Here is a 14,322-nt window from a genome sequence, read left to right on the forward strand (position 1 = left end):
GATTAGGCCACCGCTTTTTCTGTTTGCTGGGCTTTCAGCCAGGCAATCTCTTCTGCCCAGATATCTGGATTAATGGTTTCCAGCACCAGCGGAATGCCGTCAAAACGATTGTCCTGCATAATCCATCGGAATGCGTCGTGGCCAATATTGCCTTCACCCAAGCTGTGGTGACGGTCAACGCGGCTGCCAAACGTGCTCTTTGCGTCGTTCAGGTGCATACCGCGCAGATATTTGAAGCCGACAATACGTTCGAATTCCGCAAACGTCTTTTCGCATTCCTCAACGGAACGCAAATCGTAACCGGCCGCGAAGGCGTGGCAGGTATCAATACAGACGCCGACACGGGATTTATCTTCTACGCCGTCGATAATGGCGGCCAGGTGCTCAAACTTAAAGCCAAGGTTGCTGCCCTGTCCGGCGGTATTTTCAATTACCGCTGTAACGCCCTGGGTCTGGGCGAGGGCGATGTTGATGGATTCGGCAATGCGCGCCAGACATTCATCTTCCGGGATCTGCATCAAATGGCTGCCCGGGTGAAAGTTCAACAGGGATAGGCCAAGCTGTTCGCAGCGCTGCATTTCATCGATAAACGCCTCGCGTGATTTTTCCAGCGCATCGCTGACCGGATGACCGAGATTTATCAGGTAGCTGTCGTGAGGCAGGATTTGCGCGGAAGTATAGTGATACTTCTCGCAGGCAGATTTGAAACCATCAATGATTTCGGTGGTCAGCGGCGCGGCACGCCACTGACGCTGATTCTTGGTGAACAGGGCGAATGCGGTCGCTTCGATTTCTGCGGCTCGAATAGCGGCGTTAGCCAGACCGCCAGCGGCGCTTACGTGCGCTCCAATATATTTCATAAATTAAACCCGCCATACTCAAAAGGGGAGAGTATAGCGGGTTAATGGGGGGGAGTCGTGCTCGTTTATGCCATCAGTGCGTGGATAGCGAGGTTAATCGCGCCACCGCCCACAATCAGCCAGACAAACAGCAGCAGGGCCATCAGTAACGGTTTAGCACCGGCTTTTTTCAGGGCGCTAACGTGAGTGGTCAGCCCCAGTGCAGCCATCGCCATTGCCAGCAAAATGGTATCCAGTGTTACCAGCATATTCACTACCGACTGCGGCAGAAAGTGGAACGAGTTAAAAATCGCGACCACAATGAACAGGATGGCAAACCACGGAATGGTGATTTTGCTCTTCTCACCACCGGTGGCCGGAGAAAGCTGTTTAACGCGAGCGGCCAACAGGATAAGGAACGGTGCCAGCATCATGACGCGCAGCATTTTGGCAATAACCGCGGCGTTTTCCGCATCCGGGTTAATGGCGTGACCGGCAGCCACAACCTGAGCGACTTCATGCATGGTGGAACCAATGTAAATGCCGTAGGTTTCCGGGCTAAACCAGTGCGCCAGTAGCGGGTACATCGCCGGATACAGGAAGATAGCGATGGTACCGAAGATGACCACTGTGGCGACAGCGACGGTCACCTTACTGGCTTCCGCTTTCACCACCGGTTCAGTTGCCAGCACGGCGGCGGCACCACAAATGCTGCTCCCCGCGCCAATCAGCCAACTGGTATGGCGGTCCAGACCAAACACTTTCTGCCCAAGGAAGCAGGCAATCATAAAGGTACTGCTTAGCGTTAACACATCAATCACGATACCGCTGACGCCAACGTCAGCAATTTGCGCGAAGGTGAGGCGAAACCCGTAGAGGATAATCCCCAGACGCAATAAATGTTGTTTAGCAAACAGCACACCGCCGTCACAGCTTTTCCAGATGTGCGGATAGACGGTATTGCCGAGAACCATCCCCAGTAAGATTGCCAGGGTGAGGGCGCTGAACCCGGCACCTGCGACGGCGGGAATGGATCCACCCCATAAGGCGACCCCAGTGATAACTGCACTCAGGGCGAGCCCCGGAATAAAATGCCACGCTGTACGACGATGAGTCTGCAAGGTGAGTTCTGTCATATCCTTCTCCTTTATCTGGGTAAAAGAGTACGGCGAAGTGGTATAAAAATAAAATTGATTATATATTTATAATTAATCTCTATAAGTGGTAAGTGACGGATATCCGGTGGAAAACGACTATGCATATCACCCTGCGACAACTTGAAGTGTTTGCTGAGGTATTAAAAAGCGGCTCAACGACCCAGGCGTCTGTCATGCTGGCATTGTCGCAGTCGGCGGTGAGTGCCGCGCTTACCGATCTGGAAGGACAGCTTGGCGTACAGCTCTTTGACCGGGTGGGCAAACGACTGGTAGTCAACGAGCACGGGCGCTTGCTCTACCCACGGGCGCTGGCACTACTCGAGCAAACGACCGAAATCGAACAGCTTTTCCGCGAAGATAATGGTGCCATTCGGGTTTATGCCAGTAGCACCATTGGCAACTATATTCTGCCTGCCATGATTGCCCGCTATCGGCATGATTTCCCCGATTTGCCGCTGGAGCTTAGCGTGGGCAACAGCCAGGATGTGATCAATGCGGTACTGGATTTCCGGGTAGATATCGGGCTGATTGAAGGGCCGTGTCATAGTACGGAAATAATCTCTGAACCGTGGCTTGAAGACGAGCTGGTAGTGTTCGCGGCACCGTCGTCACCGCTGACAAAGGGACCCGTTACGCTGGAACAGCTGGCTGCTTCGCCGTGGATCCTGCGTGAACGAGGATCAGGTACGCGTGAACTGGTGGATTACCTGCTGTTGTCTCATTTACCGAGATTTCAGATGGCAATGGAGTTGGGTAACTCCGAGGCCATTAAGCATGCGGTGCGCCATGGTCTCGGGATCAGCTGTTTGTCGCGGCGGGTCATTGCCGAGCAGTTACAGGCGGGAACGCTGAGCGAAGTTCCCGTGCCGCTTCCGCATTTGGTCCGCACGCTATGGCGTGTTCATCATCGACAAAAACATATCTCCAATGCCATTACGCGCTTTTTGCACTACAGCGACCAGGTAGAGCAGGGGGAATAAGACGTTCACTGTCGTGATGACTCCTTTTTGCATAATGGCGGTTACGTTTTAACCGCCTTGCACCCTCTGTTTTCTGCTTTACTTATAATCCGCGGCCAGTCATGAAGGTCTCTTATAACAGCGCATTTGTGCCGGAAGAATGCCGTTTCGTCTGCTACAATCGCGCCTCATTTTTTGGATGGATAGCATTTTCACATGGTTTCCGAAACTAAAACCACAGAAGCGCCCACGCTACGTCGTGAACTGAAGGCGCGTCACCTGACGATGATCGCCATTGGTGGTTCCATCGGTACGGGTCTTTTCGTTGCATCTGGTGCAACCATTTCTGCGGCGGGTCCTGGCGGCGCGCTGTTTTCCTATATTCTGATTGGCCTGATGGTGTACTTCCTGATGACCAGTCTCGGTGAACTGGCTGCCTACATGCCGGTTTCCGGCTCGTTCTCCACCTACGGTCAGAACTATGTAGAAGAAGGCTTTGGTTTCGCGCTGGGGTGGAACTACTGGTACAACTGGGCAGTAACGATTGCCGTTGACCTGGTGGCCGCACAGTTGGTAATGAGCTGGTGGTTCCCGGACACGCCGGGCTGGATCTGGAGCGCGCTGTTCCTCGGCGTTATTTTCCTGCTGAACTACATTTCCGTTCGCGGATTCGGTGAGGCGGAATACTGGTTCTCACTGATCAAAGTGACCACCGTCATTATCTTCATCGTGGTTGGCGTGATGATGATTTTCGGTATCTTCAAAGGCGCTCAGCCAGTGGGCTGGAGCAACTGGACGACCGGTGATGCACCGTTTGCCGGTGGTTTTGCTGCGATGATTGGCGTGGCGATGATCGTTGGCTTCTCCTTCCAGGGAACTGAGCTGATCGGTATCGCGGCAGGCGAATCTGAAGATCCTGAGAAGAATATCCCACGTGCGGTCCGTCAGGTGTTCTGGCGAATCCTGCTGTTCTATGTGTTCGCGATTTTGATTATCAGCCTGATCATTCCGTACACCGATCCGAGCCTGCTGCGTAACGATGTGAAAGACATTAGCGTTAGCCCGTTCACGCTGGTATTCCAGCATGCGGGTCTGCTGTCTGCGGCGGCGGTGATGAACGCAGTTATCCTGACGGCAGTGCTATCTGCGGGTAACTCCGGGATGTATGCCTCCACGCGTATGCTTTACACCCTGGCATGTGACGGCAAAGCGCCACGTATTTTCGGTAAACTGTCTTGTGGCGGCGTACCGCGTAACGCGTTGTATGCTACCACCGTGGTGGCGGGGCTGTGCTTCCTGACCTCGATGTTTGGCAACCAGACCGTATACCTGTGGTTGCTGAATACCTCCGGGATGACGGGCTTTATCGCCTGGCTGGGGATCGCCATTAGCCACTATCGCTTCCGTCGCGGTTATGTGCTGCAGGGTCATGATGTGAAAGATCTGCCGTATCGTTCTGGCTTCTTCCCGCTGGGGCCGATCTTCGCCTTTGTGCTGTGCCTGATTATTACCCTCGGTCAGAACTACGAAGCGTTCCTGAAAGACAGCATTGACTGGGGCGGCGTGATGGCTACCTATATCGGTATCCCACTGTTCCTGATTATCTGGTTTGGCTATAAGCTGACGAAAGGAACCCATTTTGTTCGCTATAGCGAAATGAAATTCCCGGGCCGCGTGAAGAAATAACAGTATAAAAAGCATAACAAAACCCCGGCATGGTGAGTGCCGGGGTTTTTTATTGCGCCAGACTTAGAAGCTGTAAGTCAGGCCAACCGTGTAACGACGACCATCGAGGACGGTGTCGTAGGTATCGTAATCGATTTGCTTATCCAGCACGTTATACACGCCGGCAGTCATCAACAGATCCTTGGTGGCATAGTAGCGTAAACCCACATCGACCTGGGTATAGGACGGCGTGCCCTGCGCCATAGAAGTACGGCTCAGGTATTCAGACGTTTTCCCGCGCAGATTCAGGCGGCTCCAGAAACCGAGATCCTGCGTGGCCTGCCAGTCCAGCGTGGTGTTGAACATATGCTTTGGCATTTTGTTCAATGGCTGGCCGGAGAACTGACCGCTTTTCTGCTCAGATTCCGTGTAGGTGTAGTTCGCCGTCCAGTTGACGTCGGAGGTTATTTTCCAGCCGAAGGTGGATTCTACGCCGCGCATATTAGCTTTATCGACGTTAACGCGATCGCTGACGAAGTCATAAGTGGTATTGCCGATAGTACAGGCCGGGTCGGAACTGCTGTTACAGCGACGCACCTCGGTGATTTTGTTTTTGAAGTCGGTATTGAACAGGGTGACGCCTGCGTTGAGGTTGTCGCCGTTATCCCACAGTAAGCCGATTTCTTCGCTGAGGCTTTTCTCCGGCTTCAGGTCTGGATTGCCGACAATGATTCCGTTCAGACGTCCGCCGCCGGTGACCTGTCCCCAGTTTGCTGATGACTGGCGCAGGTCTGGCGCACGGTAGCCCGCCGAAACGCCGCCTTTTAAGGTCCATTGATCGCTCAGATGCCATACGCCATAGCCGCGCGGCGTCCAGTTGTCACCGTAGTTTTCATCTTTATCCATACGCAGACCACCGGTCAACGTAAAGGTATCGGTAACGGCCCATTCATCTTCAGCAAACAACGCCCAGCTCCAGCGGGTCAGTTTGTTCAGCCCATCAGCAGCTTGTAGCTGATTCCCGTTATCACGCAATTTCTCATAACGGTATTGCCCGCCTAACGTCAGGGTGTGCGCCCCGAGGAAGACCTGATTCTGGTTATTGAAAATCGTGTTGTAAGACTTCATCTGGCGACCCGGGTTTTCGCTCTCTTCCTGCTGGACATAGCTGGTGGAGTTGAAGTCGTCGTAATAACCACTGTGGGTTAAGGAATAGGTCGTGTGTACATACTTGCTTTCGCTTTTACTGTTGGGCTTACAGCTTCCGTTGCGGCAGTTTTCCTCAGCCATAGATTTGCCCGGCGTACTGTCGCGGTCTTGCAATTCACGAGCGTAATCGAAGTCGACGTCATTTTTATCATCTGGCGTAAAGTTCAGGGTTAACCCTCCGTTACGCATACGCTGTTCATTGTAGCCATTGAGGATTTTATCTTCCGCCCGATGGGAGAATAACCCGGTCACCTTCGCACCAAGTAATCCGTCAATCAGTGGCCCGGACGCATAGGCGTTGGTCTGGTAAATATCGCCGGAGTCTCTGTCCTCCTGGAACGTGGCGTCGCCGTGCAGAGAGCCGGTCCAGGCTTTGGTATTCGAGACTTTCTTGGTGATGACGTTAATGACGCCGCCCATCGCATCGGAACCATACAGGGACGACATCGGGCCACGGATGACTTCAATACGCTCGATGGATTCCAGCGGCGGCAGCCAACCTTGCTCAATACCTGAATTGTCGCTGTTCGGGCGTGTGCCGCGGGTGCTGATGCGTTTACCGTTGACCAGGAAGAGCGTGTATTGCGAAGCCATACCGCGAATACTGATGTCGCTGCTGCTCCCCCCGCCGGTGACGACGACGCCAGGGACATCTTTTAGCGCATCGGTGACATCGCGATAGGCTTTATCTTCGATCTGCTGCTTGGTAATAACAGATATCGACGCCGGAGCATCCTGTATTTTCTGCTCAAAGCCGGTAGCTGTTACTACCACGGTGTCTTGTTCTGCGGCATGGCCGAGTGATGGGAGACTGGCGACGCATACTGCGGCAGCTACAGCCTTAACGTGAGGTATAGTCATTTGTATCATTCCATTTAAATGAATCAAACTGCGCGTCATGTGAAAGGCCATGACAATTGTATGTATTTGTCTTTTAAGGACTCTTTTCAGTAAAGAAGCGGGGTGATTGTACAAAATCATTAATTTTTGTAAACACAAATGATAATAGAAATCATTTGTGTTTGATTTTATTTCGAGGGAAATGCTTTTTAATCAATAAGATAATGGAGTGAGAAAAAAGGAGAAAAAGTAATGAAAGCGAGACGAATGAAGAGGGGAAACCTTTTTGATGCTGAAGAATGGCTTACGTTTTTGACTTAAGGACAGCGGCTATAACACCGCTGTCCTGTTTTGGCTGGCTTATAGCCGATGGAATTTGGCGAGTAAGGCCAGTGACAGGGTTGTTAACAGGATGGCGATCACGGCATACAGATAAACACCAGACCACTCCCAGCTATTCTTCACTAATATCACCGGTACGCCTGCTAATGCCGCGCCGACATAGCTAAATAATCCCCGGAAGCCGGTTATCGATCCCGCTGCATCTTTATGAGTAACATCCAGACAACCGACGGCAAAAAGCATATGCGGGCCGTACAGGGCGAACCCCATTATGGTGAAGAGTATCGCCGTAATGGTATATGAAGTATCCTGTACCACTGGGATTAAGGTAATACACACGCACAGCATTAAGGCGAATATTAGTCCTGTCATCCAGCGATTACTTTTAAACATAAAGTCCGATAAGTAACCCGCCAGTAGTCCTCCGGCAAGTCCACCGCCTTCAAACCACGAGATAATGGAGTTGGCCTTAATCAGGCTCCAGCCATGTACCTGCGAATAGTAAATTTGCGGCCAGTCGTTGAGAATGGTGCGGGCAATATAAACAGACATATCGCCGATGATAATAATCCATACCAGCGGGTTAATCAGGATATATTTAACGAAAATCTGCCAAAAGGAGAGGTTAACTGGACTGGCCTTAACCTGGGCAAGTTCTGTCGGATCATTGCGCCATTCTCCAACGTTAGGCAAACCTAAGGTCCCGGGACGGTCTTTAATCGTAAAGAGTGCAACAATCCCCATCAGCAGGGAGATCGCGCCCGGCACATAAAAACCCATTTTCCAGCTGCCGCTCCAGACAATCGCAAAACTGGTCAACAGTGGGGCGAGACTGCCGCCGATATTATGCGCCGCCTCAACGACCGCCCACCAACGCCCACGTTCATTTTTGGAAAACCAGGATGCCATGATCTTTGCCATTGGCGGAAAACTGGTGCCCTGGAGAATGGCGTTGAGGCTGTACAGCACATAAAACGCAGCGACGCTGTCGGAAAAACCAAAAAGAATATTGACGATCCCAACGCCAATGAGCACCGGGCCGGTCATGGCTTTCGGATTGATTTTATCAACCAGCATGCCGCCAACAAACTTCATTGACCCATACAGGATGTAAAACAGTGAAGACATGATGGCAAAATCTTCTGCAGTCAGAGCGGTATCAGACAACATTGCCGGCATGGCCGCTGAAAAGTTTTTACGCGTTAAATAAAAGACAGCGTAAGAGATAAAAACCGAGGTAATGATCTCTATCCTGAATTTTTTGTAAGTATGGTCAATCTCTTGTTTTTCTTTTACAACCGGCTTATCAGTCTGGCTGAATATAAACGATTTTAAGCTCATATGAGTTTCCCTTCAGGCAGTGCTCGTGGGTTATAATCCATTTTCGATCAAGAACAAAAGTGACTCGAATCCGTGAAAGTTAATTTGATTTGTTATTAACTCTCTGACCGCCGGTTTAGCTTTCCAAGCAATCCCCGTGCCTGCATATGTCAGCATGGGAATATCGTTAGCGCCATCACCGCAGGCGATAATATTATGCTGCGGTATCTGCAATGTATTGGCGAGTCGCTCCAATGTTTTTTGTTTATTATCTGCATTCATGATAGGCGCAGCGATATTATCTGTCAGTTTACCGTCCCTGATTTCAACGGTATTAGAAAAAACATAATCCAGATGATATTTTTCCTGTAACCTGCGAGTAAAAATGTCTAAACCACCAGAAATGATCGCCGATTTAAATCCTTTCTGTTTGAGAATGGGCAAAATAGTGGTAATGCCGGGAGAAGCGGTCATTTGATCGCATACGGCATTAATCACATCGATATGGGTTCCTTTTAACATCCCGATGCGCCGGGTAAAGCTGCTATTGAAATCCAGCTTTCCTTCCATCGCCTGCTTCGTCAGCTCTGCTATCTGTGCGGAGATGCCGAGCACGCGCGCAATTTCATCGACACCTTCTTCTTCGATAAATGTCGAGTCCATGTCGAATGCAATAATTCCTTTCGCTGGAATGATTTGCGGTTTAATGAAAAAATCAAACTGCTGAGCGAATGACGTGATTCGCAGTTTTTTATATATTTCATTTGTGAATGATTTATCTGGTATTGACAATTTAAAATATGATTTATTGATGTGCGTTATATGTGATTGTTCCAGTGTGCACTGATTTTCTTTTGTATCGCGATTTAGAAACGTTTCATGCAACCATGCCTGCAGTTTTTCAGGTTCTTTTGCACTAATAAAATAAATAATTGCCATTATGTCACTCCTGTAAATTAAGGTTATTGTAATAGTAGGGGGTGGCGATTGAATCCTGCTTTATCACAGATGTGAATGTTAAAAAAAAGAAAAAATAGTATTGTTTTTTATACCAATAAATAAACAAAGTCTGAAAGGTATCATTTTTGATATACACGTCACGGTCTGTTGCTACTGGCGGTATATTCTATTTTGACTAACAGGATGGGTCTAAAATGGAAAGTTGTATTGATATTTTTAAAGTCGTCATTGGGCCTTCCAGTTCAAGAACAGTAGGGCCAATGCGTGCCGCGTTTAACTTCATTTCACAATTAAAGCTACAGGAGATCTTACCGCTAACGCGAGAAATCGAGGTTGAGCTATACGGTGCGCTCTCATTAAGCCGCAAGTGTCATAACGTTGATATCGCTCTTTATCTGGGGCTGTTGGGTAACCAGCCGGATGATGTTGATTTACGTCAGCAAATGGAGGCCATTAAACGTGCTGAACAGAACGGTATTTTGCTGCTCTCTCCTTCAGTTGCCGTGACGGTGACGATTCTGGCTAATCAGCAACCGCATGCCGGTCATCCCTATGCGATGACGTTTCGCGCCCGGGATGATTATTTTACGTTGTATGAAGAAACATGGTTTTCAACCGGCGCCGGACAGGTTCGTAAACCCGGCGCGTCGACGCCCGAGACAGCGGCGCAAGAAAACGTATATCCTTTTGCTTTTCAGCATGCGGCGCAACTGCAGGATCTGTGTCAGCGCAATGGTTTATCCGTTGCGGCATTAATGATGAAAAATGAGTTACAGGTGCATTCCCAGGCGGCGTTGCATGACTATTTTTCGTACGTTTGGGCGATTATGCAGCAGGCAGTCCATCGCGGTCTGCATACTGAGGGGCTGTTGCCGGGGCCGTATCAGGTACCGCGCAGAGCTTGCGCATTGCATAAATCACTGGCAATGAGACCCTCTGCTAACGACTTTCTCACCAACCTCAACTGGGTCAATGCCTTTGCGATTGCCGTCAGTGAGGAGAATGCCGCCGGTGGGCGGGTGGTGACCGCGCCGACTAATGGCGCGAGCGGTATCATCCCGGCGGTCCTTAGTTGGTACGATAAGTTTATCTGTGAACTGGATAACGCATCGGTTACCCGCTTTTTTCTTACCGCTGGCGCCATCGCGTTACTGTTCAAACAAAATGCCTCTATTTTAGGTTCTGAGGTCGGGTGTCAGGGGGAGATCGGCGTGGCAAGTTCGATGGCGGCAGCCGGCTTAGCAGAACTGATGGGGGCCTCAGTCGGTCAGGTGCTGAGCGCCGCAGAAATTGCCATGGAACATCATCTGGGGCTTACCTGCGATCCGGTTGGCGGGCAGGTACAAATTCCCTGTGTTGAACGCAACGCGATTTCGTCAGTAAAAGCAATTAACGCCGCAACGATGGCGATAAGCCGCATCAGTGAGCCATGCGTTTCGCTCGATGAGGTAATTGCAGCTATGTATGAAACGGGTAAAGACATGAGCGCGAAATACCGTGAAACGTATCATGGCTGTCTGGGAAAAATTCAGCCCAGAAAACGGAGAGAGTGGCATGAAATATCACACCATGAATAATGATGAAATCATCTTGTCATTATGCGCGCGTATCCGGGAAACGCGGATTTCCTTGGCCCTGACCCAGCAGCAGTTTGCCGACAGTGCTCAGGTGGGGATTGCAACCATTAAACGAATTGAGAAAGGTGGGGGATTGAATCTTGATACGCTTATCTCCCTGTTGCGTGCACTGAATAAGTTGCATCACCTGGATGCAATCTTATTCGAGTCTGAAGTGCGTAATTTTAATGAAGGTCATGAAGGCGGTGAGAGCGTGGGGCGATTACAGGTACGCCAACAGGCGGCCGATCTAAATCGTAAAGCGTCCGCGCCGCAGTCAGAAGAGATGAGCTACAGCGCGGCAATAGAAAATACCCTTTACTGGTGATCACTTCAGCAAATACTGGGCGTGGAATCGCAGGTGATCCTCGATAAACGACGCAATAAAGTAATAGCTGTGGTCATAACCGGGCTGGATGCGCAGCGTCATTGGCCATGCGGTTTGACGTGCTGTTTCGGCCAGTACCGCGGGCTGCAACTGATCGGCAAGAAACTGATCGCTGTCACCCTGATCAATCAGCGTTGGAATCGCATCTGCGGGCTTGCTGGCCAACATTAACGCGCAGCTATCCCATTCGGCCCACAGCGATTTATCTTCACCCAGATAAGCATTGAAGGCTTTCTCGCCCCAGGGAACGCGGCAAGGATTTACGATCGGCGCAAAGGCGGAAACACTGGTGTATTTCCCGGGATTTTTCAGCGCCATAATTAATGCGCCGTGACCGCCCATAGAATGCCCGCTGATCGCGCAGCGATCGCTGACGTTAAACTGAGACTGAATCAGTGCCGGCAGTTCGTCACGCAGATAGTCATACATGCGAAAATGGCTTGCCCACGGCTGCTGGGTGGCATTAAGGTAAAAACCGGCTCCCTGACCTAAATCGTAACCCTCATCGTTGGCAACCTGCTCGCCACGCGGGCTGGTGTCCGGCATCACCAGGACTATACCCAGTTCAGCCGCGATGCGTTGCGCCCCGGCTTTCGTCGTGAAGTTTTCATCATTGCAGGTCAAACCTGACAGCCAGTACAGCACCGGAGGCGGGGCGTTATCGCGGGGTGGGGGAAGAAAAATACTGAAGGTCATAGCGCAATTTAGCGTGGCGGAGTCGTGACGCCAGCGTTGCTGCCAACCTTCAAAACAGCGGTGCTCTTCAAGCATTTCCATGCGTGGCTCCTTGTTGTGTTGAACCTGAATGTGTTTGCGAACTCACCATAATACAGATTATTCATTGCACCGTGAGTAACTTTCACTTCCGCATTGAGCAAACATACTTCATCATCTATATAACTTTACATTAACACTCGATATCACCGGGCTAAACAGTAAGTGAAATTGCTACGCTGAAAGGCTGTGCCAATTTCAATAATTATCGCGGTGAATACTGGATTATGTGCGCCGCCTCACGCACAATGTTCTGGCTGTGACACAGCCTAAAAACTTTGCCCCATGCAGGGCAGAGGCGCCCCACCTGCAGGAGAAGAAGAAATGTCATCACTCAGTAAAGAAGCGGCCCTGGTTCATGAAGCGCTGGTGGCGCGTGGTCTTGAAACACCACTGCGCCCGCCCGTGCAAGAGATGGATAACGAAACGCGCAAACGTCTGATCTCAGGTCATATGACCGAGATTATGCAATTGCTCAACCTTGATTTGAGCGATGACAGTTTGATGGAAACTCCGCATCGCATTGCGAAAATGTATGTTGATGAGATTTTCTCCGGCCTCGATTACGCCAACTTCCCGAAAATCACCGTCATTGAAAACAAAATGAAGGTGGATGAGATGGTCACGGTCCGCGATATCACGCTGACCAGCACCTGCGAACACCACTTTGTCACTATCGATGGCAAGGCGACAGTGGCGTACATCCCGAAAGATTCGGTCATTGGTCTGTCGAAGATTAACCGCATTGTGCAGTTCTTCGCTCAGCGTCCGCAGGTACAGGAACGCCTGACTCAGCAAATTCTCACTGCGCTGCAAACGCTGCTCGGGACGAACAATGTAGCAGTGTCGATTGATGCGGTGCATTACTGTGTGAAAGCGCGCGGCATTCGTGATGCGACCAGCGCGACCACGACCACGTCTCTTGGCGGATTGTTTAAGTCCAGCCAGAACACGCGTCAGGAATTCCTGCGCGCAGTACGCCACCACAACTGATCGGGGCAGGGACCATGGAGCGTAATGTCACGCTGGATTTTATTCGTGGCGTCGCCATCCTGGGTATCCTGCTTCTCAATATTAGCGCCTTTGGCCTGCCAAAGGCGGCATACCTCAATCCCGCGTGGTATGGCAACATCACCTTATCCGACGCCTGGACCTGGGCGCTGCTCGATCTCTTTGCGCAGGTAAAATTCCTCACGCTTTTTGCGCTGCTGTTCGGTGCTGGTCTGCAAATGCTGCTCCCACGCGGTAAACGCTGGATCCAGTCGCGGCTTACGCTGATGGTGCTATTGGGTTTTATTCACGGTTTACTCTTCTGGGATGGCGATATTCTGCTGGCATATGGCTTAATCGGCCTGATTTGTTGGCGGTTGATCCGTGATGCGCCGTCGGTAAAAAGTTTATTTAATACCGGCGTGCTGCTTTATTTGGTGGGCGTTGGCGTACTGCTGCTGCTGGGCGTGATCTCTGGGAGTGAGACCAGTCGCGCCTGGACACCGGATGCTTCAGCGTTGCTGTATGAAAAATACTGGAAGGTGAACGGCGGAATGGAAGCAGTCAGCAATCGCGTGGATATGATGTCCAATAGCTTGCTGGCGTTGGGTGCGCAGTACGGCTGGCAACTGGCGGGGATGATGCTGCTCGGCGCAGCATTAATGCGCAGCGGCTGGCTAAAAGGACAGTATAGTTTGCAGCACTATAGACGTACCGGCGTGCTGCTGATCATTACAGGGATGGCGATTAACCTGCCTGCTATCATCGCTCAGTGGCAACTGGACTGGGCCTACCGCTGGTGTGCTTTCCTGTTACAAGCCCCGCGAGAGTTGGGCGCGCCGTTGCAGACCCTTGGTTACGCAGCGCTGATGTTCGGTTTCTGGCCGCAGCTTAGCCGCTTAAAATGGGTCATTGCCATCGCCTGCGTGGGGCGCATGGCGCTAACCAACTATCTGTTACAGACCTTAATCTGTACCACGCTGTTTTACCAGGCGGGCTTGTTTATGAAATTCGACCGGCTGGAGCTGCTGTATTTCGTCATTCCGGTCTGGGCCGTAAATCTGCTGTTCTCCGTCATATGGCTACGTTTTTACCGGCAGGGCCCGGTGGAGTGGTTGTGGCGCCAATTAACTCTGCGTGCGGCGGGGACGTCATTGCCTCGTACATCCAGATAACGATCTGGATCACATTCATTAACAAAATGGATGTAAGCGCTTTCATTCCTGTGACCTCACTCACGCAGCCCATTTCATTGTGCTGACA

At 51.0% G+C, this 14,322-nt stretch carries 12 protein-coding genes; 6 read left to right on the plus strand and 6 right to left on the minus strand.

The features are described from left to right. Positions 1 to 2: 2 nt before the first annotated feature. The gene (nfo, locus tag On2M_RS07315; protein WP_151224731.1) at positions 3 to 860 is read right to left on the minus strand and encodes a deoxyribonuclease IV; all 858 of its coding nucleotides are present in this window, start codon (positions 858 to 860) and stop codon (positions 3 to 5) included. A 65-nt stretch (positions 861 to 925) separates the two neighbouring features. Then, entirely contained in the window at positions 926 to 1,975 is a 1,050-nt protein-coding gene (locus tag On2M_RS07320) for a YeiH family protein (protein ID WP_151219841.1), read from the minus strand. A gap of 119 nt (positions 1,976 to 2,094) precedes the next feature. On the opposite strand from On2M_RS07320, the gene yieE reads away from it, so the two are divergent. Both yieE and lysP read left to right on the plus strand, forming a co-directional pair. After that, complete coding sequence (yieE, locus tag On2M_RS07325) at positions 2,095 to 2,976, plus strand: DNA-binding transcriptional regulator YeiE (RefSeq protein ID WP_151219840.1); 882 nt, start codon at positions 2,095 to 2,097, stop codon at positions 2,974 to 2,976. Between the two features lie 195 nt (positions 2,977 to 3,171). After that, positions 3,172 to 4,641 carry an amino acid permease gene (gene lysP / locus On2M_RS07330; RefSeq protein WP_210904561.1) on the plus strand — a complete coding sequence of 490 codons (1,470 nt, stop codon included), beginning with the start codon at positions 3,172 to 3,174 and terminating at the stop codon, positions 4,639 to 4,641. 63 nt (positions 4,642 to 4,704) lie between these two features. Here the strand turns inward: lysP and On2M_RS07335 are convergent, their stop codons facing one another. The 3 genes from On2M_RS07335 to serB all read right to left on the minus strand — a co-directional run bounded on the left by On2M_RS07335 (position 4,705) and on the right by serB (position 9,270). After that, positions 4,705 to 6,690: a ligand-gated channel protein gene (locus On2M_RS07335; RefSeq protein ID WP_151219839.1), complete on the minus strand. Its 1,986-nt coding sequence runs from the start codon at positions 6,688 to 6,690 to the stop codon at positions 4,705 to 4,707. A 339-nt stretch (positions 6,691 to 7,029) separates the two neighbouring features. After that, entirely contained in the window at positions 7,030 to 8,352 is a 1,323-nt protein-coding gene (locus tag On2M_RS07340; protein WP_151219838.1) for an MFS transporter, read from the minus strand. A gap of 30 nt (positions 8,353 to 8,382) precedes the next feature. Further along, positions 8,383 to 9,270, minus strand: a complete 888-nt coding sequence (serB, locus tag On2M_RS07345; protein ID WP_151219837.1) for a phosphoserine phosphatase SerB — start codon at positions 9,268 to 9,270, stop codon at positions 8,383 to 8,385. Positions 9,271 to 9,485: 215 nt separating this feature from the next. Here serB and On2M_RS07350 point away from each other — a divergent pair, with 215 nt between their 5' ends. Further along, complete coding sequence (locus On2M_RS07350; protein WP_151219836.1) at positions 9,486 to 10,868, plus strand: L-serine ammonia-lyase; 1,383 nt, start codon at positions 9,486 to 9,488, stop codon at positions 10,866 to 10,868. Beyond that, entirely contained in the window at positions 10,846 to 11,235 is a 390-nt protein-coding gene (locus tag On2M_RS07355) for a helix-turn-helix domain-containing protein (protein WP_151219835.1), read from the plus strand. Before On2M_RS07350 ends, On2M_RS07355 begins: the two co-directional genes overlap by 23 nt. On the opposite strand, the gene fghA is transcribed toward On2M_RS07355, so the two are convergent. Further along, positions 11,236 to 12,072: an S-formylglutathione hydrolase gene (gene fghA / locus On2M_RS07360; RefSeq protein WP_187253413.1), complete on the minus strand. Its 837-nt coding sequence runs from the start codon at positions 12,070 to 12,072 to the stop codon at positions 11,236 to 11,238. It abuts the gene before it with no gap. A gap of 321 nt (positions 12,073 to 12,393) precedes the next feature. Between fghA and folE the strand changes: the two genes are divergently transcribed. Together folE and yeiB are read left to right on the plus strand one after the other, a co-directional pair. Then, positions 12,394 to 13,062, plus strand: a complete 669-nt coding sequence (folE, locus tag On2M_RS07365) for a GTP cyclohydrolase I FolE (protein ID WP_003027410.1) — start codon at positions 12,394 to 12,396, stop codon at positions 13,060 to 13,062. A gap of 14 nt (positions 13,063 to 13,076) precedes the next feature. Next, the gene (yeiB, locus tag On2M_RS07370; protein ID WP_210904562.1) at positions 13,077 to 14,234 is read left to right on the plus strand and encodes a DUF418 domain-containing protein YeiB; all 1,158 of its coding nucleotides are present in this window, start codon (positions 13,077 to 13,079) and stop codon (positions 14,232 to 14,234) included. Positions 14,235 to 14,322: the final 88 nt, after the last annotated feature.

The sequence above is a fragment of the Citrobacter sp. On2M genome, assembly GCF_018035235.1.
Lineage (GTDB): Bacteria > Pseudomonadota > Gammaproteobacteria > Enterobacterales > Enterobacteriaceae > Citrobacter > Citrobacter meridianamericanus.

What these genes read in the sequence shown, in the direction of transcription:
- yeiB (WP_210904562.1), top strand. Translation starts at nt 13,077, where the DNA reads ATGGAGCGTAATGTCACGCTGGATTTTATTCGTGGCGTCGCCATCCTG.
- On2M_RS07340 (WP_151219838.1), bottom strand. Translation starts at nt 8,352, where the DNA reads ATGAGCTTAAAATCGTTTATATTCAGCCAGACTGATAAGCCGGTTGTA.
- yieE (WP_151219840.1), top strand. Translation starts at nt 2,095, where the DNA reads ATGCATATCACCCTGCGACAACTTGAAGTGTTTGCTGAGGTATTAAAA.
- On2M_RS07335 (WP_151219839.1), bottom strand. Translation starts at nt 6,690, where the DNA reads ATGACTATACCTCACGTTAAGGCTGTAGCTGCCGCAGTATGCGTCGCC.
- fghA (WP_187253413.1), bottom strand. Translation starts at nt 12,072, where the DNA reads ATGGAAATGCTTGAAGAGCACCGCTGTTTTGAAGGTTGGCAGCAACGC.
- nfo (WP_151224731.1), bottom strand. Translation starts at nt 860, where the DNA reads ATGAAATATATTGGAGCGCACGTAAGCGCCGCTGGCGGTCTGGCTAAC.
- On2M_RS07355 (WP_151219835.1), top strand. Translation starts at nt 10,846, where the DNA reads ATGAAATATCACACCATGAATAATGATGAAATCATCTTGTCATTATGC.
- On2M_RS07320 (WP_151219841.1), bottom strand. Translation starts at nt 1,975, where the DNA reads ATGACAGAACTCACCTTGCAGACTCATCGTCGTACAGCGTGGCATTTT.
- On2M_RS07350 (WP_151219836.1), top strand. Translation starts at nt 9,486, where the DNA reads ATGGAAAGTTGTATTGATATTTTTAAAGTCGTCATTGGGCCTTCCAGT.
- folE (WP_003027410.1), top strand. Translation starts at nt 12,394, where the DNA reads ATGTCATCACTCAGTAAAGAAGCGGCCCTGGTTCATGAAGCGCTGGTG.
- serB (WP_151219837.1), bottom strand. Translation starts at nt 9,270, where the DNA reads ATGGCAATTATTTATTTTATTAGTGCAAAAGAACCTGAAAAACTGCAG.
- lysP (WP_210904561.1), top strand. Translation starts at nt 3,172, where the DNA reads ATGGTTTCCGAAACTAAAACCACAGAAGCGCCCACGCTACGTCGTGAA.